The sequence below is a fragment of the Sphingomonas zeae genome (assembly GCF_014197135.1).
Lineage (GTDB): Bacteria > Pseudomonadota > Alphaproteobacteria > Sphingomonadales > Sphingomonadaceae > Sphingomonas > Sphingomonas zeae.
In genome coordinates this window covers 52456-75042 of sequence record NZ_JACIFA010000007.1, presented here as the reverse complement: position 1 = coordinate 75042, position 22587 = coordinate 52456, and the positions used below count along the sequence as shown (strand labels likewise).

The following is a 22587-nucleotide window of genomic DNA, read 5'->3' as shown; positions in this document are numbered from 1 at the left end:
CCCGCCTGCGGGAGGGGAGCGGCCAGAGTTGAGGGTAGGGCGTGGCCTTCGGCTGAACGGGGTTCAGTACCGAGGCCCGTTCAGCCTGAGCGAAGTCGAAGGCCACGCCTCGCTAGCAGCCGCAAATCCTAAACCGGCACCCGCAACACCGCCCGGACCCCGGAATGCGCGGGATCATATTCCACCGCGGTCTGCAGGCTCTGCGCCATCGCCCGGATCAGTTTTGCGCCCAGCCCGGTGCCTTGCGGCTTCTGGTCCGCCGCCATGCCGCAACCGTCATCCTCGACCGCCAATACGCAATGCTCGTCGGCGCGCGTCACCAGAATCCGCACCTCGCCACCGCCATCGGGATAGGCATATTTGCAGGCATTGGTCACGAGTTCGGTAACGATCACCCCGATCGACACTGCACGGTCCGTCTTTACACGGATCGGCTCGGCCGACAGGGTCAGGGTGCGGGGCAGCGCGTCGCTCGACCAGCTTTCGCCCAGTTCCTCGATCAGCGCGCCCAAATAGTCGCGCAGGTCGACCTGCTCGACGTCATTGGCGGTGTAGAGCCGGCGGTGCACCTGCGCGATGGCGCGGATGCGACGCTGCGTATCCTCCAGCGCATCGCGGGCGCGGGTGTCGGTCAACACCCCCTTCTGCAACCCGATCATTGCCGAGACGAGTTGCAGCGAGTTGGCGACACGGTGGTTCACCTCGCTCAGCATCGCCTCCAGACGAGCGTTGGTGGCGCGCAACTCGGCCTCTGCAGAGGCCTTGCCCCGTTCCAGCCGCGCGCGGTCGAGCACCTGCGCAAAGGTGGCGGACAGCAGGTCGAAGAAATCCTCGCCGACCGTCTTCACCACATAATCGGCGGCTCCCGCCTTCAGCGCGGCGACGGCGATACGCCCCTCGTCCGACCCGGTGACATAGACGACAGGCGGCGACTCCGGCAGCGCGGTGATCGCAGCCAGCGTCTCCAGCCCGTCCATGCCGGGCATATAATGGTCGACCGCAACCAGATCGAACCCGCCATCCGCCGCCATTGCGACACCCTGGGTCCCCGAGGCGGCGCATGCCACCTCATAACCGTGCCGCCTCAGCGCGCGCGACACCAGTCGCCGCAGCGCGTCGTCGTCATCGATATAGAGGATGCGGGGGGCGGCGCCGCTCGTCATGGCGGGGCGTTCAGCCCTCGACCTCGGGCACCTGGATCACCGACAGGAACAGGCCGAGCTGGCGGATCGCCTGGGCGAAATTTTCGTAATTCACCGGCTTGGTGATGTAGACGTTGCAGCCCAGATCGTAGCAGCGCTGGATCTCCACCTTGTCGTCGGTGGTGGTCAGCACGACGACCGGCGCGCGGCGCAGCGGGCTGCTCTCGTCCTTGATCTTCGCCAGGATGTCGGTGCCGCTCATGTCGGGCAGGTTCAGGTCGAGCAGGACCATCGCCGGGCCGCTCTTGGCCGGACCGTCGGGCGCGTTGAACAGATAGTCGAGCGCGGTCGTGCCGTCGGTGAAGTGGCGGATGTCGTTCAGGATGCCCGCCCGGCGGATATTCTTCTCGATCAGGCGGGCATGGCCCTCGTCATCCTCGATCATGACGATGCCAACGGAGCGATGGTCGTTCATTCAAGCACTTTCGATGGCAAGGGTGGGGGGTAGCGACAGGAAGAAGGTTGCGCCCTCACCCAGTTGGGATTCGACGGAAATCGTGCCGCCCAGACGATAGGCGAGGGCGCGGACATGGGCGAGGCCGATGCCTTCGCCCGGCTGGTCCTGCTGCCCCGACCGGCGGAACAGGTCGAAAACGCGCTGATGGTCGCGCGGATCGATACCGCGGCCATTGTCGCGCACCGCCACGATCACCCGGCCGGGCGTCGCCTGCGCGGAGACGTGCACCTCGGCGGCGCGCGCGGGATGGCGATATTTGGTGGCGTTCTCGATCAGGTTGGAAAGAATCTGTTCCAGCGCGATCCGGTCGCTGACGACGACCGGCATGGGACGCTCGATGGTGACGGTGACGCCACGATCGTCGATGACGTGGCGGATCGAATCGGTGATCTGTTCGACCAGCTGGTCCAGCGCGATCATTTCGGGCGCAAGAACCCGCCGCCCCTCGCGGCTCAGCTTCAGGATGGCGTTGATGAGCCGGTCCATCTTGGCGGTCGAGGTGCGGATGAAGCCGATCGCCTCGGGCAGATCCTCCCGCGCGGCAAGACGGGCTTCCTCGGTCACGATATGCGGCGCCTCCGCCTCGGCGCGGTCGATCAGTTCGGCCAGCGGCCCGGTCGCGGCCGACAGCTCGGCGGTGAAGCCCATGACGTTGACCAGCGGCGAACGTAGATCGTGGCTGACGATATAGGCGAAGCGCTGGATTTCCTCATTCGCCAGCGCCAGATCGGCGGTGCGTTCCTTGACCTGTTCCTCCAGCGTCGCGTTGAGGTCGGCCAGCGCCACGCGCGAACGCTGAAGGTCGCGGGTATAGCGGCGCACGGTCAGGAACGAGAGAATCGATACCAGAAGGAACAACAGGATCGAAACTGCCGCCACGATCGAGAAACGGTGGCGGCTGGCGGTCTGTTCGGCATCGCGCAGCGCCAGCAGGCGGCGTTCCTCGCGCGCCATGAGGTCGAAGACGGCGCGCAGCTTCTGCATCCGCAGCAGCCCGCTGTCCGCGTGGAACAGGCGCAGCGCCTCTGCTCCGCGTCCCTGCCGAACCAGTTCGTTGGTCGCGCGCTGCGCGGCATCGAGTTCGGCCAGTCGCCGGACGACCATGGCCAGCGGCGCGCGCTGGTGCACATTGTCGGCGGTCAGCCGGCGGAGTTCGACGATCTGCGGGACCAGCGCGGCGTGGGCGCGCTCGAAACTGTCGAGAAAGGCTGGCGTCCCCGCCAGCATATAGCCCCGGCGCGCCGTCTCCTTCTGCTCGACCAGCCGCCGCGCTTCGATCAGAACGGTTTCGACGTGATAGGTATGGATGACCCAGTCGCTGTGCCGGTTTTCCTGACGGATGGCATAGCCGGCCGCCACTGCCGCCGCGAGCAACGCCAGAAAGCCCGTCGCCATGGCAGCGATCAGGACCCGACCGACGGGTATCCCGCCAAAAGGCGTACGAGCCAACCCTTGCATGGATCATGCCTTATCGAAGGAGAAGCGACGACGCCAGAGCGGTTACGTCATGGTTATCATGACGATTAAAGCAGAAGTTCCTGCGGGCTGGGGCGGCCGACATGCCCGCCGCCCCGCCGCCTGGCCATCTCGGTCTCGGCGGTGAAGCGGACATCGGGGTCGCGGTCGCCGAGGAAGCCGATCAGCGAGTCCTCGTCGATCTCGCGCCAGTCCTTGCCGCGATCGGGGCCATAGCGGACGCGCGGCAGCAGGCCGGGGCTGCGCGACCATTCCAGCAGCTGCGCCAGGCTCGCCTCGTTCAGCTGATCGCGCAGGTGATGCGCGGTCACATAGGCGTCGGGAAAGGCGCGGTGGATGGGCAAGCCGCGCTCATGCTCCAGCCCCTCGGGTTTGCGCCAGTATCGCAGCACCTGGTTGGAAAAGCTGGGGCTGTCGGGCCAGAGCCGCAGCGCGCATTTCCAGGTGCAGATCCAGTCGGCCGACCGGGTCATGGCGGGGGTGCAGAATTGCTGCTCGAAATCCGCGCGGTGCGCCGCCAGCGCCAAGCGGCGCGGCCAGGGGTCGAGCACGCGGCGCGCGACGTCATGCCACCAGGGCGCGTCGGCGACCTGCTCGTCCAGGATATGGTGGATCGCCTGGGTGATCGGCGGGATGGGTCGACCTGGATTGACCAGGATGCTGCCGCCTTCGCCCTCCAGCTCCCAGCGCCCGTCCTTGCCCAGCGCCACATCCTGCCAGCCGATCTCGCAGACGCCATGGGTGGGTGGGGCCTGTCCGGTCGTCTCCAGGTCGATGACGCGGATAATCTGGGGCTGCGGGCGTTGCATCGCCTCTATGTGGGCGTTTGGCCCGCGAAAAGCGAGGGGCCTTGTTCCAGGGTTATCCCAGCAGGGCGCGGTCGCGCAGCCCGCGCCAGACATGCAGCGCCTGTACCGTTTCCGCCACGTCATGGACGCGGATCAGCTGCACCCCCGCCTCCGCCCCTTTCAGCGCGAGTGCGAGGGAACCGCCGAGCCGCGCATCGACGGGCGCCTCGTTCGACAGCGCGCCGATCATCCGCTTGCGGCTGGCGCCCAGCATGATCGGGCAGCCAAGGCCGTGGAAGATCGCCAGCCCATTGATAAGGGCCAGATTGTCGGCCAGCGACTTGCCGAAGCCGATCCCCGGATCGACCATGATGCGCGAGCGGGAAACGCCCGCTGCCTCGACCGCCGCGATCCGTGTCTCCAGCCAGTCGAACACGTCCGTCAGCACGTCCGCATAACCGATACGGCCGTGCCCGCCCTTGGCCGGATCGGGCGAGTGCATCAGGATGACCGGGCAGCCCGCCCTGGCCACCACCTCCAGCGCGCGGTCGTCCCAGAGCAGCGCCGCGACATCGTTGACGATGCCTGCGCCCGATGCCAGCGCCGCCTCCATCACGGCGGCCTTGCGCGTGTCGATCGACACCAGTGCGCCGCCGCGTGCCAGCCGCTCGATGACGGGGGCGGTGCGGGCGATCTCGTCGCCTTCCCAGACGGGCGCCGCGCCGGGGCGGGTGGATTCGCCGCCCAGGTCGATCACCGCCGCACCTTGCGCCGCCATCGCCATGCCGCTGTCGGCCGCCGCCGCCGGATCGCCGATATGCTGGCCGCCGTCGGAGAAGCTGTCGGGGGTGACGTTCAGGATGGCGGCGACCTGCGGCTGGTCGAAGCGCAGGGTGCGGGCGTCCATCACCCAGGGGGTACGGGGGGTGGTGAAGGCGGTGTGCAGCGTCTCGGCCCGGGGCGAACCGCCCAGTTCCTGCGCAAACCGCGCGATGGGGACAATACGGCGGCTGATACCCTCGCGGACCTCATAGGCCGCGAACCACTGCATCCCGCCCGCCAGCCGTGCGACGCTGCCCTCCTCCAGCCCGACGGGGGTGTCGACGAATTGGACGGGGCGCAGGTGCATGGTCGTGTTCCTAAAATCCTCTCCGGTATGGGGAGGGGGACCAGCGCGAAGCGGTGGTGGAGGGGGCGTGCCGCTAGGCAAGTCCTTTGTGGAAGCCCCCCTCCGTCAGGCCTGCGCCTGCCACCTCCCCGTGCCGGGGAGGATCAGGTTACGGCTGCGTCGCCAGCAGCCAGGTCTGGCGCATCGCGTCGATCGGCTTCAGCGCACCTTCCAGCTCATAATGCCAGAAGGTCCAGCCATTGCAGGTCGGCCGGTTCTGCAGCAGCGACCCCAGCCGGTGGATCGATCCCGCCTGCCCGCATTCGGACAGGAGCGACCCGTCCGCGCGCACCGTCGCGCGCCATTTGCGCTTGGCATCCATCAACGGCATCCCCGGCAGCAGATAGCCATTTTCGACCAACGTCCCGAAGGCGACCTTGGGCTGCGCCTTGGGGCTCTGCATCGTTGCCAGCGCGCTTTCGTCGAGCGGCAGGGCGGCCTCGATCCGCTCGATCGCGGCGGCGCAATAGGTCGGCTCGCGCTCGATCCCGATCCAGCGGCGGCCGAGCCGCCTGGCGACCGCGCCGGTGGTGCCGGTGCCGAAGAACGGGTCGGCGATCACGTCGCCCGGCCGGGTGCAGGCCAGCAGGATGCGATAGAGCAGGGCCTCGGGCTTCTGGGTCGGGTGGACCTTGTGCCCGTCCTTCTTCAGCCTTTCCTGCCCGCCGCAGATCGGGAATTCCCAATCCGATCGCATCTGGATCTCGTCGTTCAGCGTCTTCATCGAACGATAGTTGAAGGTGTATTTCGCCTTCTCGCCCTTCGATGCCCAGATCAGCGTTTCATGCGCGTTGGTGAAGCGGGTGCCCTTGAAATTGGGCATGGGGTTGGACTTGCGCCAGATGATGTCGTTGAGGATCCAGAAGCCCAGATCCTGCACCGCGGTCCCGACGCGGAAGATGTTGTGATAGCTGCCGATGACCCAGAGCGAGCCATTGTCCTTGAGTACGCGATAGCATTCGGCCAGCCAGGTGCGGGTGAAGGCGTCATAGGCGGCGAAGGTGTCGAACTTGTCCCAGGCATCGGTGACGGCGTCGACATGACTGCCATCGGGCCGGAACAACTCGCCGCCGAGCTGAAGGTTATAGGGCGGGTCGGCAAAGACCATGTCGACCGACTTGTCGGGCAGCGAGCGGAGCGCCGCGATACAGTCGCCCATCAGGATCTGGTCGAGCGGCAGGTCGCTTTCGCGGTGTGCCGCTACCGGCCGCGTCCCGATCGGCCTTCCCACCGTCTGGATCACCCCCATGCTCACCGTCCCTTCTACCCTCGAACCTTCGCATCCACCCGGAACGAGTCCGTCGTCAAGAGGCGATTCGCCTTGGCGACTCGCGGGAATCCGCCAGATTCGACGACGTGTTGCGATTTCGTGGCAGATATGGGGGCTGTGGATAACTCTGCCCCCAAGGGAGTGGGGTGTGGCGATTGCGACTCAATTCGCCGTTAAATCCCCCCATCGGACGATGGAAAGGAATTCAGAGGTCCAGATAACATTGCGCCACGGGCGCGAAGCTGCGGCGGTGGAGTGGCGTCGGCCCATGTTCGCGGAGAGCCGCCAAATGCGTCGCGGAGCCATAACCCTTGTTGGAATGCCAGCCATAAGCGGGCCATGCCTCGGCGGCGGCGATCATCATCTCGTCGCGGACATGCTTGGCGACGATCGAGGCAGCGCCGATCGCCAGCGACTTGGCATCGCCGCCGACGATCGCGGTCGCGCTATAGCCCCATTTGGGCAGGCGGTTACCGTCGACCAGCACATGCGCCGGATGGCACCCCAGCGCCTCGACCACCGCATCGACCGCCAGCGTCATCGCCTTCATCGTTGCCCAATAGATGTTGAGCCGGTCGATCTCCGCCGGTTCGACCACTCCGACCCCCACGATCGCGCAGGCGCGGATTTCGGCGCAGAGCCGCGCGCGCGTCTTTTCGGTCAGCTTCTTGGAATCATTGATGCCGCCGGGGCAGTCCCGCTCGGGAAGGATGACGGCGGCCGCGACCACCGGCCCCGCCAGCGGCCCGCGCCCCGCCTCGTCCACGCCGCATAGGGGCATGGGAAAACCGGTATCGACCATGAGGGCGCTTTATCGTGGAGGAGAAAGGTCCACAAGGTATCCTCCCCGGCGCGGAGAGGGTCAGCTTTACCCCCAACGCGCGGCAAAGGCCGCTGCATTCCAGCCTTCGCGGCTGATCGCGGCGAGCAGATGGTAGAAGGGCACCATGCCCAGCCCATGCCCCATCGGCCCATGCCCCTGGCCCAGTCCCGGCGCGGCGGCAAGCGCGGCCTGGACGAAGGCGATGGCGCGGTCGACCGAATCCGCCAGCGGCAGGCCCTGCCCTAGCCCGGTGGCGATCGCGCTGGCGAGCGTGCACCCGGTACCGTGGGTCGAGTTCGTATCCAGCCGGGGATGCTGCCAGCGCTGTTCGCCGCCCGGCTCGACGAGCCGGTCCTCGATCACCGGGCCTTCGCCATGCCCGCCCTTGACCAGCAACGCTCGGGTCTGGTGCCGCACCACCGCCTCGCCGCCCAGCGCCGCCAGTTCGGGCAGATTGGGGGTGGTCAGCGCGGCGAGGGCCAGGAAGCGGCGAAAGGCCGCGATCACGTCCGCGTCCGCCAACACCGATCCGCTGGTCGCGATCATGACGGGATCGAACACCACCGGCAATTCCAGCGTCTCCAGCCGGTCGGCGAGCGCGTGCGCGGTCTCGGCCGATCCGATCATGCCGATCTTCACCGCGTCGGCGCCGATGTCGGACAGCACGCTGTCGATCTGCGCCATCACCATGTCGGTGGGGACCGGGTGCACCGCTTGTACCCCCAGGGTGTTCTGCGCGGTGATCGCGGTAATCGCGGTCATCGGATGGCCGCCGAGCATCGCGACCGTCTTGATGTCGGCCTGTATGCCCGCCCCCCCTCCGGAATCGGAGCCGGCGACGATGAGGATGCGGGATGGGGTCGGCACGGTCATATTATTTCTGCCATGCCTTTTCGACCGGGTAGGGGCAAGCCGAACGGTGGCCGATCATCGGCCGGCCGTCGCCCATCCCTTGGGAAAAGTAAAGCGATCAACGACTTGAGTGTCTGACGGCCTGGCTTCCGATGTGGCAAGTCGATGGCGGCTTCGTAACGTTTCGTTGCCCGTCCAGGCCAGGCTCTTTCCTCGCCGTACCACCCCATTATTTCGGCGCGCATCCAACCAGCGGCTGTCGCGTTGCTGCGCCTTGGAACACCGTCTGGGTGACCGCGTAAGGGAGACCGAATTTGATCGTCGATGCCGTACCCCGCACCCGCATCATCATTGCGGAGGTCTGGCGTCCTTTGGTGGCGCTGTTCGTCTGGGACGTGATCGTCACGGTCGCTTATTACGTCCTGCCGTTCAAGGCGCCCTCGCTGCCGCTGACCCTGTTCGGCACCGCGCTGGCGCTGTTCCTGGGGTTCCGTACCAATTCGGCCTATCAGCGCTGGTGGGAGGGGCGGCAGCTCTGGGGCCTGATGATCAACGCCTCGCGCAACATTGCCCGCAGCGCGCGCAACTTCCTGCCCGATCCGGATGCGCACGACCTGAAGCGGTCGATCGTGCTGCGCCAGATCGCCTATGTGAACGCGCTGCGCTGCCAGTTGCGCAAGCAACCGGTCGATGGCGAAGTGCTGCGCTTCCTGTCGCGCGGCGAGGCGGAGCCTGCGCTCCAGCGGACCAATACCGCCAACGGCCTGCTCGACGGCACGGGCCGTAGGATCGACGATGCACGCCGCAAAGGCTGGATCGACACCATCCAGCAGACCCAGATGGAATCGGTCCTGGTCGACATCGCCAATTCGCAAGGCGGCATGGAACGGTTGAAGAATACGCCGCTGCCCAACCAGTATCGCTTCATCCCGGCCTTCTTCACTCGGCTGTTCTGCGTGCTGCTGCCGATCGGGCTGGTCGAGACTTTGGGGTTCGCGACCCCGGTGGGTTCGTCGATCGCGGGGTTGATGTTCCTGGCGGCGCTACAGATCGGCGACGACCTGGTTGATCCCTTCTCCGACACGGTCCACGACCTGCCGCTCAGCGCGATGTGCCGGACGATCGAGATCGACCTGCTCCAGGCGATCGGTGATCCCGCGCCGGAGCCGATGAAGCCGGTCGACGGGGTGCTTTGGTAAGAAAATACTTCTCCCCGGCACGGGGAGGATGATGTCAGGCCGCGTTGTCGATGCCCAGTTCGCTCAGCTTGCGATACAGCGTCGACCGGCCGATCCCCAGCCGCCGGGCCACTTCGGTCATGCGGCCGCGATAATGGCCGATGGCCAGGCGTATGACATCGGCCTCGATATCCTCCAGCGGGCGCAGATGGCCATCGGGACGGAACAGGCTGACCCCGCCATTCGGGCCGCTCGCCGAGGGTCCCGCCGTAACCGAAGAACGATCCCCGAGCGAGGCGATCTGCGGGAAATCGTCGGTGGTCAGCGCATCGCCCTCGCACAGCACCGCGGCGCGGAAGAGCGCGTTTTGCAACTGGCGGACATTGCCCGGCCAGTCATAGCGGCGCAGCAGCGCGAGCGCATCGTCGGTGATGTCGAGATGGCGCAGGCCCGGCTGCTGCGCGATGCGTTCGAGCAGATGATGGGTCAGCGCGGATATGTCGTCGGCCCGGTCGCGCAGCGGCGGCACCGCGACATGGACGACGTTCAGTTTGTAATACAGGTCCTCGCGGAAACGCCCCGCCTCGACGGCCTCGATCAGCCGGACGTCGCTGGCGGCGATGATCCGGACATCGACTTCGCGCGCATGGCGGGCGCCCAGCGGCAGGATCGCGCCGGTCTGGAGCATGTCGAGCAGCCGCGCCTGGGTTTCGGGGGGCATTCCCGACACCTCGTCCAGGAACAATGTCGAACCGTGCGCCTCCACCATCTTGCCGATGCGGCGCTCGAACGCGCCCGCAAAGGCACCTTCCTCATGGCCGAAGATGACGCTGTCGAGCAGATTGGTGGCGACCGTCGCGCAGTTGACGCGGATCATCGGCCGTTCGCCACGGGAAGAGGCGACGTGGATCGCCTTGGCCAGCGATTCCTTGCCGACGCCGCCCTCGCCTTCGATCAGGACGGCGGCACGGGTGTGCGCGGCCTTGGACGCGATGGCGAGCGCGGCGCGGAAATCGGGCGCGTCGCCCACAATCTCGTCAAAGGCGAGGAGCGCGGGAATTTTTTCGGTCAGCGGGCGAAGCTCGCCGCTCGTCTGACCCGCGACACAGGCCTCCAGCGCGGCGAGCAGCCGTTCGGGGGCCAGCGGCTTGACCAGGAAATCGGTCGCGCCCGCACGCATCGCCGCCACCGCCTGCGCCACCGAATCGTTGGCGGTCAGCATCAGGATGGGCAGTTCGGGGCGAAGCGCGTGGCAATCGGCGATCAAGGACGTGGCATCGGCACCCGGCGCCCAATGGTCGATCAGCACCGCGTCGAGTTCGCGCCCCTGCGCCGATCCCAGGACCGAGGCCGCCATGTCGGCGTCCGTCGCGAACAGGGTGCGCCAACCGCCGCGCTGCGCCAGCGCCGCGATCAGGCGTTGCTGCGCAGGCTCGTCATCGATCAGCAGCAGCAAACGTTGGCCGTTGCGCGTCATAATGTGTCCTGTTGACCCCTTTTGCGACTTTATAGCGCAACTTTGTTAAAATCTGCGTTAATTCGGGACAATCCCTCTTGCACGCCCGCCGGGTCCCGAACTGCTTTTGAGACTGGCCGGCGTCACGCCGGGTGTTGCCGGGATCCTGCCCGGTCGTTTCGGGGTTGATCCCGGTGCGCTGGTGAATAAGCTTCGACCTGGATCATGCGGCGCGGTCGACGGCGGCAGGCCGATAGCGGAGGTGAGGATCATGGCGGGCAATGAGACCGGCATCAAGGACGGCCCCGGCGGCATGAAGGCGCATGTCGCCACTTATGACCTGATGATCGGAATGCTCAAATGGGGCGCGGTCGTTGCCGCCATCCTGGTGGGCATCGTCCTCTGGCTGATCGCCTGATCCGATGGGTCTGCGCATCGCGGTCCTGCGCGAAACCGCGCCCGACGAGGCGCGGGTCGCCGCCACGCCGGAAACCGTCAAGAAGCTGACCGCGCTGGGCGCCACGCTGGCGGTGGAGCGGGGCGCGGGGACAGCGGCGGGTATCGCCGACAGCGATTACGAACAGGCGGGCGCCGAGGTCGGCGAACGCGCGCAGGTGCTGGCGGGCGCGGCGATCGTGCTGGCCGTCCAGGCGCCCGAGCCCGCGACCCTGGCCGGAACCGCGCCCGACGCCTGGGTAATCGCGGCGTTCGATCCCTTCCGCAGGCAGGCGACGGTTTCGGCCTATGCGGCGGCGGGGCTGGAGGCGCTGGCGATGGACTGGATGCCGCGAATCACCCGCGCCCAGTCGATGGACATCTTGTCGTCCCAGTCGAATCTCGCGGGTTACAAGGCGGTGCTGGAGGCGGCGGGCACCTATGGTCGTGCCTTTCCGATGATGATGACGGCGGCGGGGACGATCCCTGCGGCGCGCGTCTTCGTCATGGGGGTGGGCGTTGCGGGGCTGCAGGCGATCGCGACCGCCCGGCGGCTGGGCGCGCAGGTCTCGGCGACCGATGTGCGTTCGGCCACCAAGGAGCAGATCCAGTCGCTCGGCGCCAAGCCGATCTTCGTCGAGGGCGTGGCGGGCATCGAAGGCGAGGGCACCGGCGGCTATGCGGGCGAGACGAGCGAGGAATATCGCGCGGCGCAAGCCGAACTGGTCGCGGGGCATATCGCCAAGCAGGACATCGTCATCACCACCGCGCTGATCCCCGGCCGCGCCGCGCCGCGCCTCGTCACCGATGCACAGATCGCGACGATGCGCGCCGGCAGCGTCATCGTCGACCTGGCGGTCGAGGCGGGCGGCAATGTCGAGGGTGCGATTGCGGGCGAAGTGATCGAGCGGCACGGCGTAAAGATCATCGGCCACCGCAACATGCCCAGCCGACTGGCGGCAGACGCCTCCGCGCTGTTCGCGCGCAACCTGCACAATTTCCTGGCGGCGTTCTGGGACAAGGACGCCGGGCGGCCGGTGCTCGACGCCGAGATCGGCGACGCGATCCGGCTGACCCGAGGCGGGCAGGTGGTGAACCCAAGGTTGCAGTCGTGACGATCCTCCCCGTAACGGGGAGGGGGACCGGCGAAGCCGGTGGAGGGGGCGTCCGGCAAATGCCTCGGCCCGAAGTATCGCTGGCGCGTAAATTGCGACGGACGATGACGCTGCCTGAAGTGCTTCTTTGGCAACAGCTTCGCGGCTCGCCCGGCGGTTTACGATTCCGGCGACAGCATCCGGTCGGATGCTACATTGCCGATTTTTATTGCTCAAAAGCGCGCCCGATGGTCGAAGTCGACGGTGCCATACATGGCGTTGAAGCGCGGCCCAGCCGCGACGTCGCGCGCGATCAATATTTGAACGAAAACGGGTACAGGGTCATGCGGATCGGGGCCGCCGATATCCTGCGCGATGCCGAGGCGGTTGCCGCCTCGATCGTCTCGCTGGCGGCGGCCCTCCTCCACCACTCGCCTGCGGCGAGCGGTCCCCCTCCCCGTGCCGGGGAGGATATATCATGGACTTCATAGCGATCCTGTCGATCTTCGTGCTGGCGTGTTTCGTCGGCTATTACGTCGTCTGGTCGGTGACGCCCGCGCTGCACACGCCGTTGATGGCGGTGACCAACGCCATTTCCTCGGTCATCATCGTCGGCGCGCTGATCGCGGCGGCCGCGACGTCGGGGGCGACCGGATCGGGCGTCGCCAAATGGCTGGGGCTAGGCGCGGTGGTGCTGGCCAGCATCAACATCTTCGGCGGCTTTGCGGTGACGCAGCGGATGCTCGCCATGTACCGCAAGAAGGAGAAGCGCTCGTGATCGCCCCCGTGCCGCCCGCGCCGCTTGCCCCGGCGGTCGAAGCCGTTGCCGCGAACCCCTGGGTTTCGCTCGCCTATCTGGTGGCGGGGGTATGCTTCATTCTGGCGCTGCGCGGGCTGTCCAGCCCGACGACCAGCCAGCGAGGCAATCGCTTCGGCATGATCGGCATGGCGATCGCGGTCGTGACGACGCTGGTGACGCATGTGCCCCTACGAGCCGACGCCCTACCTCCAGGCAATCCCCATGATCTGATGATCGACTGGACGGCGGCCTTCGAAATCCTCGCCGCCATCGGCTTGGGCGCGGTAATCGGTATCGTCACCGCCCGCCGCATCGCGATGACCGCGATGCCGCAGCTGGTCGCGGCGTTCCACTCGCTGGTCGGGCTCGCCGCCGTGGCGGTCGCCTGCGCGGCCTTCCTGAACCCGGTCGCCTTCGACATTGCCGACATGGTGGTGCCGATGATCGGACAGCCCTTTGCCAGCATCCATGTCGTCAGCCGGGTCGAGATGGCGCTCGGCGTGGCGATCGGCGCGATCACCTTCTCCGGCTCGGTCATCGCCTTCCTGAAGCTCAACGGCAATATGGGCGGCAAGCCGATCATGCTCCCGGGCCGCCATGCGCTGAACCTCGGCATATTGGGCGCGATCGTCATCCTGGTGGCGATGTTCACCCGCGATCAGGCGCCGTGGATCTTCTGGACGATCACCGTCCTGTCCTTCGTCATCGGCTTCCTGCTGATCATCCCCATCGGCGGCGCCGACATGCCGGTCGTGGTGTCGATGCTGAACAGCTATTCGGGCTGGGCGGCGGCCGCGATGGGTTTCACGCTGCACAACAGCGCGATGATCATCACCGGCGCGCTGGTCGGTTCGTCGGGCGCGATCCTGTCCTATATCATGTGCCGGGCGATGAACCGCAGCTTCATCAGCGTGATCGCGGGCGGCTTCGGCAGCAGCGATGCGGGGGGTAGCGGCGGCGGCGCTGCGGTCGACCGGCCGTGGAAGCGCGGCAGCGCCGAGGATGCGGCCTTCCTGATGAGCCAGGCCGAACAGGTCGTGATCGTCCCCGGTTACGGCATGGCGGTGGCCCAAGCCCAGCATGTCCTGCGCGAGATGGCCGATCTGCTCAAGAAGGAAGGCGTGCGCGTCAAATACGCCATCCATCCGGTCGCCGGCCGGATGCCCGGCCATATGAACGTTCTGCTGGCCGAGGCGAACGTGCCCTATGACGAGGTGTTCGAGCTGGAGGACATCAACGCCGAGTTCGCGCAGACCGACGTCGCCTTCGTCATCGGCGCGAACGACGTGACCAATCCGGCGGCCAAGACCGACAAGTCCTCGCCCATCTACGGCATGCCGGTGCTCGACGTGGAAAAGGCCAAGACGGTGCTGTTCATCAAGCGCTCGATGGGCGGCGTCGGCTATGCGGGTGTCGATAACGAGCTATTTTATCGCGACAACACCATGATGCTGCTGGCGGATGCCAAGAAGATGGTCGAAGAGATCGTCAAGGCACTCGGCTGAGTGTCGGATTCGTAACTGACGTCGACTCCCGGACGTCGGTTGGGGTCGCATCGCTGGCATGGGCAAAGGGGCGGGGCCTCGCGCCTTTCGCCGCCTTGCGACCATGACGAAGGCCCGCCGCATGGCGGGTAGCGGGGAGCGGCATGGACGATCAGGATATTTACGGCACCGGCTTTGCGGTCGTGGTGATCGGCGCGCCCGCGCTGGCCCAGGCGGCGGGTGATCTGGTGCGGCAGGCAGGCGGCCGGGTGTTGCGCAACGTCGCCTGGCCTGCGGTGGCGGAGGAGATCGGGCAACAGGCGGGGCGGCCGCTGCTGCTGGTCGACACACACGGTGCCGAGGCGGCAACGATCGAGATCGCACTGGCCCGAATCGACGCGGTCGCCACCGCGCTCGACCTGCCCATCGTGGTCAGTATGGCGACGGATGACATCGATCTGGTCGCCGCGATGCTGCTTGGCCCGCGTGTCGCCATGCTGTGCGATGCCAGCCCGCTCGAACTGGTCGCCGCGCTGGCGGTGGCAGGGGCCAGCAATGGCGGGGCGACCATGCTCCACAGCCATGTCCGCGAGGGCGAGTCCGAACGGCTGCGCAAGCTGAACGCCGAGGTGGCGCGCATCGCCGAGGCGCTGGCCAGATTGTCGGTGCAGGAGGATGAGAACCGGGGCGGCGGTGTCGGCGACCGGCATCAGAGCTTCCACGCCGCCCCGCCCCGCGCCCAGCCGGGCGATGCCGAAATGGTCCGCCGGATGATCCGCGCCCGGCGGTTGCGGGACAGGTTTTTCCAGGGTGGGCTGTTCGAGGAACCGGCCTGGGACATGCTGCTCGATCTTTATGCCGCGCATCTCGAAGGGGTGCGGGTGTCGGTGTCGAGCCTGTGCATCGCCGCCGCCGTCGCGCCGACCACCGCGCTACGCTGGATCGGAAAGCTGACCGAGGTGGGGCTCTTCGCACGCCAACCCGATCCCGTCGATCGCCGCCGCGCCTTCATGATCTTGACCGAGCGCGCGCTGGAAGGGATGCGGGGCTATCTGAACGCGCTGCACGGGCTGGGACGCCTGTAATCCTATCCCGCCAGCGCCCAGCGGATCGCGCCGCCCAGCCCGCGCGTACCCGCCCGGATGGCCGGTTTTACCGCGCCATAGCCATCCAGCCCGTGGAGCCGCGCCGCCCAATCGGGCAGCAACGCGATCCCCGCCTGGGTCAGCCAGCTGCTGACCGGAGCCAGGGCGGGGCTGGGTGCCGGTTGGTTGAGCAATGTGCGGGCGACCGCCCGGGTGCGCGCATCGACGCGAAGTTCGGGGCGGATCGAAGCCAGGAACTGCGCCAGTTCCCGCCGGTTCTCGGGCACGTCTTCGGCCCCCAGCCGCCGGGCGATCGTCGCCATCTCGGCCAGATAGCGGTCGGCCTCGGCATCCGGGAAGTCGGGATTGCGATAGGTTCGGTGCGCGCGCAGAAAGCTGTCGACCTCGGCGGCATGGACGAAGGTCAACAGATGCGGGTCGTTTGCATCATAGGGCGTGCCGTCCGGCAGCGTGCCGCTGACCCGGTCATGGACGGCCCGCACCCGGGCGATCATCCGTTCGGCTGCGTGCGTGGCGCCATAGGTGGTGACGGAGATGAACCCCGCCGTCCGCCGCAGCCGCCCGGCCATGTCGCGGCGAAAATCGCTATGGTCCCACACCCCTGCCAGCGCGGCGGGATGCAGCATCTGGATCAGCAGCGAGGCGATCCCGCCCGCCATCATCGCGGTGAAGTCGCCATGTACGAGCCAGGTGGCGGAGCCCGGGCCGAACAACCCGTCATCGCCCGGTGGCCGAGTCAGGTCGAGGTCGCGGCTGCCGACCACGTCGCGTATCTGGTCGGCGATCTGGCGGCGGACGGGTAGCATGCGGTGAGAACGCGCCGCGGGGCGGGGTGTTGCGTCGGGTTGGACTTCTCGGTCCCAGCGTTCGCTCAGGCTGAACGGAGTGGGGGGCGAGCGGATAGCCCCGTCTCTGCCCGCCGCTCACCCCCGCTTGACGGCATCCCAGGCGGCGATCTCCTCGGGGAAGCGCCGCTCCACGACAAGATCGCTCGCCGTCTCGGTCGCCAGGTCGACCGTGACCGAGCCGGCCCATTCATAGGTCGCATTGCCCGACAGCGTGACCATCCCGTCTTCACCCGCAAAGGCGCGGACCAGTCCGCCGCGATTGAACACCACGGTCGGTACGTCCCAGGCGATCCGCCCGGTCAGGCACGCCGCATAGGTCGACGCCGCCATCGCGCTGCCGCAGCTGTCGGTCAGGCCGACCCCGCGCTCGAAGGTTCGCACGAACAGCGCGTCCCCACGCAGCTCGACAAAGGACACGTTGGCCCGGTTGGGGAGCCAGTCGGGCGCGGCTTCGCAGATTTCGCCCAGGCGGACGAGTTCGGCTTCGTCCACCGTCTCGACGAAATGGACCAGATGCGGGTTGGGCATGGTAACGGCGGTGAAGCGCTTGTCCGCGTCGAGCATCGGCAGCACTGCCTCGACCAGCCGATCGTGCGCGCCGTGGATCGGCCAGGCGGCGGTCGACAGACCGGCCGGGCCGGCGGTTTCGCGCACCGTATAGACGCCGGGCGCGAGATCGACGTCGTGGACCGCGTCGGCGTGCGAGGTCTTCAGCCGCACCGTCGCCGCCTCGATCCCCATCGCCTCGAACCCCGCCCGCGCGACACAGCGCACGCCGTTGAGGCAGGTTTCCGCCTCGCTGCCGTCGCTGTTGCGCATCACCATGCCGAAGGCGGCACGGTCGTCGCCGGGCACCAGCAGGAGCAGACCGTCGCCCCCGACCGGCCCGTGCCGGTCGGCCAGCGCGCGCGCCACGCCCGCCCATTCGCCCTCGGACAGCGACAGGTCGCGGGCGTCGATCATCGGGAAATCATTGCCCGATCCATGGCATTTGACGAGTCCGAACCGCATGGCGATAACTCCGACAGGATAGGAAGGGGCGCTTAGCCCAGCCGAACCGGCTTCGCCAGATGCGCGGAACCGGCCTTCATCGCTGGACAGACGGAAAGGGAAAAGGAGGGATGATTACCGCGATCCGCGAGGTGCGGCGGGCCAAGGGGATGACCTTGGACGATGTCGCCCGCGCCTGTTGCCCACCCACCACCCCGCAGACGATCGGACGGTTGGAGATGGGCACGCGCACCGTATCACTGCCCTGGCTGAATCGCATTGCCGCCGCTTTGGGTTGCACGCCCGCCGATCTGGTGACGCTGCCGATCCGCGAAACCTTGCCGGTCGCGGCGCTGCTTGGCCCGCGCGGGGCGGTGGCACCGCGCAGCGCGCGCTCGATATCGCCGCCCTGCGCGACGCCGGGAATGCTGGCGGTGACGGTGAGCGGCGCGGTCGGTGATTATCGTGCGGGCGATGAGCTCTGGTGCGAGCCGCTGGCGCCCGATAGGTTCGCCGATGCCATGAATCGCGATATCCTCGTGCCCCGCTCCGCCGGTGGCTATGTCTTTGCCCGGCTGGCGGGTGTGATGCCCGACGCGCTGCACCTGTTGCCGCTGGAGCCGGGGGCGGCGGGGGTGACGGTGTCCGCACCCGCCTGGATCGCGCGGGTGGCGCGGCTGGTGCGCACGCTATGATCCGCGCGATTCTGCCGCTGGTCCTGGCCCTCGCGCTGCCCGCCGCCGCGCAGCAGCAGGCCGCGCCCGTCGCCGCAATCCCGGCCCCGCCGCCGATCGAAAAGCCCGTGATGGTCCACGCCTTCCCGCACGACCCCACCGCCTTCACCGAAGGCCTGCTGATCGCCGACGGCGCGCTTTACGAAAGCACCGGGCGCGAGGGGGAGAGCTTCATCCGTCAGGTCGACATGACGACCGGCAAGACGCTGCGCCGCGCGACCGTGCCTGACGGCCTGTTCGGCGAGGGTATCGTCGCCTGGGGGCCGGAGCTGCGCAGCGTCACCTGGCATGGCGGCCGGGGTTTCCGCTGGAGCCGCCCGGCGCTGAAGAAGCTAGGTGAATGGCGCTATGACGGCGAAGGCTGGGCGATGACCGATGATGGGCATCACATCATCCTGTCGGACGGCACGCCGCGCCTGCGCTTCTTGGACCCCGCGACGATGAAGGTGGTCCGCACGCTGGACGTGACGGTCAACGGGCGGCCGCTCAAGAACCTGAACGAGCTGGAATATATCGACGGACAGGTCTGGGCCAATGTCTGGATGACCCCCTATATCGTGCGGATCGATCCCAAGACCGGCGTGGTGGCGGGTGTGGTCGACCTCAGCGATCTGGTCGCGCGGGTCGGGTTGACCGATCGGGATTCGGTCGCCAACGGCATCGCCTATGACCGGGCAAAGCACCGCATCTTCGTGACCGGCAAGAACTGGCCCGAGCTGTTCGAGATACGACTGGCCAAGACGGCGCGCTGATCCCGGTCGGGCGATGGCCCGTCAGCCCGATGCCCGGCCCCTGGGCACGAGGTCGGACCCAAGCGATGGGCGACCATGGCAACGGACCATGGCCACCATATTGCCGCGCTGCCGCGTCGCGGTGCCTCGCCCTGTCATCCAGGCTGGCACAGGCTCGTTTCACTGGCCCGTTGCGTGGCCGCATTCCCACAGCCTCCATGCCAAGGATCGGGATACCAGGAAGGACTGGCGCGTTAACGCAGTATATTTATAGAAACATAACATGGATTATAGTGTGTAACGCCGTCATGAACCGATCATGATGAAATCCCGCGTCGCGGCCCGGTGGGTCGGCTGGCGCGGGGCAGGTGGATAAGGAGCGCCGTTTCTTGCCGACCAGTACTCGTTTTGTCGTCTCGCTCCACATGCTTGCGCTGATGGCGGAGCATGGCAACACGCCGCTGCGCTCCGAAGATATCGCGGTCAGCGTCAATTCCAACGCGGCGGTGGTGCGCGCGCTGTTGCTGCGGCTGGCGGCGGCGGGGTTGACCCGGTCGCAACTGGGCAATCGCGGCGGCGCGATGCTCGCCAAGCCCTCATCCGACATCCGGCTGGTCGATGTGTACCAGGCGGTCGAGGACCGAAACTTCTTCGCCTTCCACCGCCAGCCGCCCGAGGGCGAGGGGATGATCGACCGGCACATCACCCCCAGCCTGGAATCGATCCTGACCCCGGTGCGCGAGGCGCTGGAGGACAAGCTGGCCGGGCTGACGCTGGACGATGTGCTGGGGGATATCCGCGCGCGTGCCGGGATCGGGCTAGACGAGCTGCAGGTCGACCGGCCGCGTGTCGGGAAAGAGCGTCGCCAGGCGGTCGCCTGACAGGCCGAATTGGCGCTGGACCAGCCCGCCGATCAGCGTGCGGTAATCGGTCAGCACCGGCAGGTCGCGATTCTGGTTGAGCGTGGCGGCGGACAGGGCGACCTGCTCGCCCGCCATGCGTCCGCCCGACACGCCGCCGCCCATCACCCAATAGATGCTGCCATGGCCGTGATCGGTGCCCCGATCGCCATTCTCGCGGAAGGTGCGGCCGAACTCGGACACGACGACGACGGTGGTGGATCGCCACGCATCCGGCCCGATCGCCTGGGCAAAGCTGGCGAGGCCGCGCCCCAGATCGCCCATCCGGTCGGCGAGATAGCCGGTGGCGCCGCCCTGATTGACGTGCGTGTCCCAGCCGCCGACATCGACGAACGCCAGGTTGAACCGATCACGCATCAGCGTGCCGATCCGCTGCGCCGATAGCGCAAAGCCCTTGGCAGAGACGGCACCCCGGCTAGCGGCCTTCATCTCCTGATCCAGCGTCTTGTACACCGTGTCGCGCACATTGAAGCCCTCGCTGACCGAGCGGGCGAGGTCGGGGTGCCCGGCATACATGCTTTGGATCAGGGATGCCTGGCGCTGGTCGATCGGCTTGCCGACATTGGCGAGCGCGAGGTTGGGGATCGGGTCCTCACCGCCGCGAAAGCACAGCGGCAGCTGGTCGGTAAAGGCGATCGGCTTGTCACCCGTGCCCAATATGCCCGCCAGCCGCGCCATGAAGCCCGAGCCATAGTCGCGGTGGCCGCCGACCGGCTGGCCCAGTTCGATCGTGTCCTGCGTCTCGAAATGGCTGCGGCTCATATCGTCGGTGCCCGCAAAGGGTATGAAGGCGATCTGCTTGGCCTGCCATAGCGGCAGGATCGAGTCCTTCAGCGCGGGGTGCAGCGCCCAGTCGGCGTCGAGCGGGAGCGGCGCGTTCGGGTTCGCTGGATCGGGCTTGGGCAGCGCGATGGTGGGGCGCGACTGGTGATAGAAATCGCTGCCGCTGGGCACGACGATGTTCACTGCGTCATAGGCGCCGCGCAGGAAGACGACCAGCAAACGGCTGCCCGCCTGGGGCGCGGCAAAGGCGCGGCCGGCCATCACCATGGGGGCGAGCGCGGCGGCGCCCAGCAGCAGGTCACGGCGGTGGACATGAGGGATTCTCATGCGATCCTCCTATCGGTGCATGAATTCGGGTGAGGAGAAATAGAGCGCGTTCCACTCGGCGGGGGAGCGCGCCTGGCCCAGCGCGGCGAGCGTCGGCTTGCCCAGCATCGGCATCCGCGCGGCGATGATGGGGGAATCCTTCAGCACCGGCACCTGGGCGGGCGGCGGCGGGGTGCCCGGCGCGGCGTCGGCGGGCTGGAACAACCGGGCCGCGCCGTTGCCCAGCTGGCGCGCGATGTCGAACCGCGTCGCCATCTGCCCCGGCGCGGACCAGGCGGCGCTCGACAGGTCATAGCCGTCGGGCGTTTCGTGATCGTACAGCCCTTCGCCCATCTGGCGGATCCAGCCGACCACCGGCTGCGGGTTGGTGATCGCCCGGTCGCCATAGGCCAGACGCACCGTCGACAATGTATAGCCAACCGGGTCCTTGAACCCGCTGCCCAGCGAACCGGAAAATTCGCGCGAGCGGATCATGGTCTTCAGCACCTCCGCGATGTCGCCGTGACTCTGGCGGAACTTCGCCGCCATTCGGTCGACCAGAGCGGACGGCGGCTTGTCGCCCATGAAATAGGTCGCCAGCTTGAGCGAGACGTGATGCGCGGTCGCCGGGCTGTCGGCGATCAGGTCCAGCGCCTGCTCGACCTCGCCGAAGCCCGATCCCTGGATGGTGTGGCCGAGGAAATGCTTGGTGCCGAAATCGTGGCGCGCCGGATTGAATTCGAACAGTCCCGCCCGGATGTAGAGCGGCTGAAGCTCGGGCTTCAGCCTGGGCGCATCGGGTTTCTGGTCGACGCCGACGCCGGTCAGGATGCGCGCCAGCTCCTGCACGTCCGCTTGGCTATAGCCCGAGCCGACGCCCATCGAGTGCAGCTCCATGATCTCGCGCGCGTAATTCTCGTTGATCTTGCCCTTCGCGTTCTGGTCATTGTCCAGATAGCGCAGCATCGCCGGGTGGCGCAGCGTCGCCTCCAGCAGGTCGCGATACCGGCCCAACGCATGGGCGCGGATCGTCTCTTCATAATCGCCGACCATCGCGCGAATGTCGCGCTTGCCCGCCTGGACGTTGAAATGGTTGAACCAGAACCAGGTCATCCGCTCGCGCAGCTGGTCGGGGGAATAGAGCGCGCGTAGGACGAAGCGTCGCCGAGCCTCGTCGGCCAGCCCGTTCATCGCCTTCTGATAGGCCTCGCGCGCGGCCTTTTTCTGCTCCGGGTCGGTGATCGCCTTCAGGTCGCGCTGCATCGCGTCGGTTTCGACCACCAGCGCGGCGACGCGTTCCTGCGAGATGCGCATGGCGTCGATCTGCGCCTGCACCGCCGGGGGCAGGGGATCGGGGCGGTCGTCGAGCTGGTGCCGCAGCCAAGCGTCGCTGCCCGGCGCGGGGCCGGTGCCGGGCGCGGCGGACGGTCCCCAGCCCAGCCGCTCCGCCCAGGCCGCGTCACGCGCGGGGTCGGCGGCATAGGCCGGAATTGGGGCGATCAGCGCCGACAAGCATATCCAGGAAGCGATCCGCGCCATGCCTCGCTCTCCATTTCCGCCTGCCGCCAACGGGTTGGGCGCAGGCTTCTTCGGAGGCTAATGTGCCGTGGGGAGGCTGAACCCCGGCTTGCCCGGACATGAAAAGGGCGTCAGCGGCCCTCCACCTTTTCCTCTCCTGCAAGGGGAG

23 protein-coding genes are annotated in these 22587 nt (G+C 67.4%); 10 read left to right on the top strand and 13 right to left on the bottom strand.

Annotation, left to right across the window (positions count from 1 at the left end; genetic code table 11):
• Positions 1–128: 128 nt before the first annotated feature.
• The 8 genes from GGR45_RS11565 to thiD all read right to left on the bottom strand — a co-directional run bounded on the left by GGR45_RS11565 (position 129) and on the right by thiD (position 8057).
• Complete coding sequence (locus GGR45_RS11565) at positions 129–1163, bottom strand: sensor histidine kinase (RefSeq protein WP_175311965.1); 1035 nt, start codon at positions 1161–1163, stop codon at positions 129–131.
• A gap of 10 nt (positions 1164–1173) precedes the next feature.
• A complete protein-coding gene (locus tag GGR45_RS11560; RefSeq protein WP_175311966.1) occupies positions 1174–1617 on the bottom strand; it encodes a response regulator in 444 nt (147 codons plus the stop codon).
• Entirely contained in the window at positions 1618–3117 is a 1500-nt protein-coding gene (locus GGR45_RS11555; protein ID WP_175311967.1) for a sensor histidine kinase, read from the bottom strand.
• Between the two features lie 65 nt (positions 3118–3182).
• Complete coding sequence (locus GGR45_RS11550; RefSeq protein WP_175311968.1) at positions 3183–3944, bottom strand: exonuclease domain-containing protein; 762 nt, start codon at positions 3942–3944, stop codon at positions 3183–3185.
• Between the two features lie 52 nt (positions 3945–3996).
• Positions 3997–5052, bottom strand: a complete 1056-nt coding sequence (folP, locus tag GGR45_RS11545; RefSeq protein WP_175311969.1) for a dihydropteroate synthase — start codon at positions 5050–5052, stop codon at positions 3997–3999.
• Between the two features lie 148 nt (positions 5053–5200).
• Positions 5201–6340, bottom strand: a complete 1140-nt coding sequence (locus tag GGR45_RS11540) for a site-specific DNA-methyltransferase (protein ID WP_281394131.1) — start codon at positions 6338–6340, stop codon at positions 5201–5203.
• Between the two features lie 226 nt (positions 6341–6566).
• On the bottom strand, positions 6567–7163 hold the full coding sequence (locus GGR45_RS11535) for a ribonuclease HII (protein ID WP_175311970.1): 597 nt from the start codon (positions 7161–7163) through the stop codon (positions 6567–6569).
• Between the two features lie 66 nt (positions 7164–7229).
• Positions 7230–8057, bottom strand: a complete 828-nt coding sequence (gene thiD / locus GGR45_RS11530) for a bifunctional hydroxymethylpyrimidine kinase/phosphomethylpyrimidine kinase (RefSeq protein WP_175311971.1) — start codon at positions 8055–8057, stop codon at positions 7230–7232.
• A gap of 293 nt (positions 8058–8350) precedes the next feature.
• Here thiD and GGR45_RS11525 point away from each other — a divergent pair, with 293 nt between their 5' ends.
• Positions 8351–9235 (top strand): bestrophin family protein, encoded by an 885-nt coding sequence (locus GGR45_RS11525; protein ID WP_175311972.1) that lies wholly within the window; start codon positions 8351–8353, stop codon positions 9233–9235.
• 34 nt (positions 9236–9269) lie between these two features.
• Here the strand turns inward: GGR45_RS11525 and GGR45_RS11520 are convergent, their stop codons facing one another.
• Positions 9270–10691, bottom strand: a complete 1422-nt coding sequence (locus GGR45_RS11520; RefSeq protein ID WP_175311973.1) for a sigma-54-dependent transcriptional regulator — start codon at positions 10689–10691, stop codon at positions 9270–9272.
• A gap of 250 nt (positions 10692–10941) precedes the next feature.
• Between GGR45_RS11520 and GGR45_RS11515 the strand changes: the two genes are divergently transcribed.
• From GGR45_RS11515 to GGR45_RS11490, 6 genes are all read left to right on the top strand, one after another.
• Entirely contained in the window at positions 10942–11088 is a 147-nt protein-coding gene (locus tag GGR45_RS11515; RefSeq protein WP_246358190.1) for an aa3-type cytochrome c oxidase subunit IV, read from the top strand.
• A gap of 10 nt (positions 11089–11098) precedes the next feature.
• A complete protein-coding gene (locus GGR45_RS11510; RefSeq protein ID WP_175312041.1) occupies positions 11099–12220 on the top strand; it encodes an NAD(P) transhydrogenase subunit alpha in 1122 nt (373 codons plus the stop codon).
• Positions 12221–12279: 59 nt separating this feature from the next.
• Complete coding sequence (locus GGR45_RS11505) at positions 12280–12690, top strand: endonuclease domain-containing protein (RefSeq protein WP_175311974.1); 411 nt, start codon at positions 12280–12282, stop codon at positions 12688–12690.
• Positions 12678–12977 carry a proton-translocating transhydrogenase family protein gene (locus GGR45_RS11500; protein WP_042485369.1) on the top strand — a complete coding sequence of 100 codons (300 nt, stop codon included), beginning with the start codon at positions 12678–12680 and terminating at the stop codon, positions 12975–12977. Before GGR45_RS11505 ends, GGR45_RS11500 begins: the two co-directional genes overlap by 13 nt.
• A gap of 8 nt (positions 12978–12985) precedes the next feature.
• Positions 12986–14503 carry an NAD(P)(+) transhydrogenase (Re/Si-specific) subunit beta gene (locus GGR45_RS11495; protein WP_175312042.1) on the top strand — a complete coding sequence of 506 codons (1518 nt, stop codon included), beginning with the start codon at positions 12986–12988 and terminating at the stop codon, positions 14501–14503.
• 143 nt (positions 14504–14646) lie between these two features.
• On the top strand, positions 14647–15567 hold the full coding sequence (locus GGR45_RS11490) for a helix-turn-helix domain-containing protein (RefSeq protein ID WP_175311975.1): 921 nt from the start codon (positions 14647–14649) through the stop codon (positions 15565–15567).
• 2 nt (positions 15568–15569) lie between these two features.
• Here the strand turns inward: GGR45_RS11490 and GGR45_RS11485 are convergent, their stop codons facing one another.
• Both GGR45_RS11485 and dapF read right to left on the bottom strand, forming a co-directional pair.
• Positions 15570–16394, bottom strand: a complete 825-nt coding sequence (locus GGR45_RS11485) for an oxygenase MpaB family protein (RefSeq protein ID WP_175311976.1) — start codon at positions 16392–16394, stop codon at positions 15570–15572.
• A 117-nt stretch (positions 16395–16511) separates the two neighbouring features.
• Complete coding sequence (gene dapF, locus GGR45_RS11480) at positions 16512–17447, bottom strand: diaminopimelate epimerase (RefSeq protein WP_175311977.1); 936 nt, start codon at positions 17445–17447, stop codon at positions 16512–16514.
• A gap of 110 nt (positions 17448–17557) precedes the next feature.
• Between dapF and GGR45_RS11475 the strand changes: the two genes are divergently transcribed.
• The 3 genes from GGR45_RS11475 to GGR45_RS11465 all read left to right on the top strand — a co-directional run bounded on the left by GGR45_RS11475 (position 17558) and on the right by GGR45_RS11465 (position 19772).
• The gene (locus GGR45_RS11475; RefSeq protein ID WP_175311978.1) at positions 17558–18121 is read left to right on the top strand and encodes a helix-turn-helix domain-containing protein; all 564 of its coding nucleotides are present in this window, start codon (positions 17558–17560) and stop codon (positions 18119–18121) included.
• Positions 18118–18912, top strand: a complete 795-nt coding sequence (locus tag GGR45_RS11470) for a glutaminyl-peptide cyclotransferase (protein WP_175311979.1) — start codon at positions 18118–18120, stop codon at positions 18910–18912. Before GGR45_RS11475 ends, GGR45_RS11470 begins: the two co-directional genes overlap by 4 nt.
• A gap of 368 nt (positions 18913–19280) precedes the next feature.
• Positions 19281–19772 carry an Rrf2 family transcriptional regulator gene (locus GGR45_RS11465; RefSeq protein WP_175311980.1) on the top strand — a complete coding sequence of 164 codons (492 nt, stop codon included), beginning with the start codon at positions 19281–19283 and terminating at the stop codon, positions 19770–19772.
• On the opposite strand, the gene GGR45_RS11460 is transcribed toward GGR45_RS11465, so the two are convergent.
• Positions 19710–20921: a DUF1501 domain-containing protein gene (locus tag GGR45_RS11460; protein WP_175311981.1), complete on the bottom strand. Its 1212-nt coding sequence runs from the start codon at positions 20919–20921 to the stop codon at positions 19710–19712. The genes GGR45_RS11465 and GGR45_RS11460 overlap by 63 nt on opposite strands.
• Positions 20922–20930: 9 nt before the next feature.
• Positions 20931–22439 (bottom strand): DUF1800 domain-containing protein, encoded by a 1509-nt coding sequence (locus GGR45_RS11455; RefSeq protein ID WP_175311982.1) that lies wholly within the window; start codon positions 22437–22439, stop codon positions 20931–20933.
• Positions 22440–22587 lie beyond the last annotated feature (148 nt).

Bases quoted from the DNA above. Each gene is read 5' to 3' on its own strand.
- GGR45_RS11565 (WP_175311965.1), bottom strand. From the start codon at position 1,163: ATGACGAGCGGCGCCGCCCCCCGCATCCTCTATATCGATGACGACGAC.
- GGR45_RS11560 (WP_175311966.1), bottom strand. From the start codon at position 1,617: ATGAACGACCATCGCTCCGTTGGCATCGTCATGATCGAGGATGACGAG.
- GGR45_RS11555 (WP_175311967.1), bottom strand. From the start codon at position 3,117: ATGCAAGGGTTGGCTCGTACGCCTTTTGGCGGGATACCCGTCGGTCGG.
- GGR45_RS11550 (WP_175311968.1), bottom strand. From the start codon at position 3,944: ATGCAACGCCCGCAGCCCCAGATTATCCGCGTCATCGACCTGGAGACG.
- folP (WP_175311969.1), bottom strand. From the start codon at position 5,052: ATGCACCTGCGCCCCGTCCAATTCGTCGACACCCCCGTCGGGCTGGAG.
- GGR45_RS11540 (WP_281394131.1), bottom strand. From the start codon at position 6,340: ATGGGGGTGATCCAGACGGTGGGAAGGCCGATCGGGACGCGGCCGGTA.
- GGR45_RS11535 (WP_175311970.1), bottom strand. From the start codon at position 7,163: ATGGTCGATACCGGTTTTCCCATGCCCCTATGCGGCGTGGACGAGGCG.
- thiD (WP_175311971.1), bottom strand. From the start codon at position 8,057: ATGACCGTGCCGACCCCATCCCGCATCCTCATCGTCGCCGGCTCCGAT.
- GGR45_RS11520 (WP_175311973.1), bottom strand. From the start codon at position 10,691: ATGACGCGCAACGGCCAACGTTTGCTGCTGCTGATCGATGACGAGCCT.
- GGR45_RS11515 (WP_246358190.1), top strand. From the start codon at position 10,942: ATGGCGGGCAATGAGACCGGCATCAAGGACGGCCCCGGCGGCATGAAG.
- GGR45_RS11505 (WP_175311974.1), top strand. From the start codon at position 12,280: ATGCCTCGGCCCGAAGTATCGCTGGCGCGTAAATTGCGACGGACGATG.
- GGR45_RS11500 (WP_042485369.1), top strand. From the start codon at position 12,678: ATGGACTTCATAGCGATCCTGTCGATCTTCGTGCTGGCGTGTTTCGTC.
- GGR45_RS11490 (WP_175311975.1), top strand. From the start codon at position 14,647: ATGGACGATCAGGATATTTACGGCACCGGCTTTGCGGTCGTGGTGATC.
- GGR45_RS11485 (WP_175311976.1), bottom strand. From the start codon at position 16,394: ATGCTACCCGTCCGCCGCCAGATCGCCGACCAGATACGCGACGTGGTC.
- dapF (WP_175311977.1), bottom strand. From the start codon at position 17,447: ATGCGGTTCGGACTCGTCAAATGCCATGGATCGGGCAATGATTTCCCG.
- GGR45_RS11475 (WP_175311978.1), top strand. From the start codon at position 17,558: ATGATTACCGCGATCCGCGAGGTGCGGCGGGCCAAGGGGATGACCTTG.
- GGR45_RS11470 (WP_175311979.1), top strand. From the start codon at position 18,118: ATGATCCGCGCGATTCTGCCGCTGGTCCTGGCCCTCGCGCTGCCCGCC.
- GGR45_RS11460 (WP_175311981.1), bottom strand. From the start codon at position 20,921: ATGAGAATCCCTCATGTCCACCGCCGTGACCTGCTGCTGGGCGCCGCC.
- GGR45_RS11455 (WP_175311982.1), bottom strand. From the start codon at position 22,439: ATGGCGCGGATCGCTTCCTGGATATGCTTGTCGGCGCTGATCGCCCCA.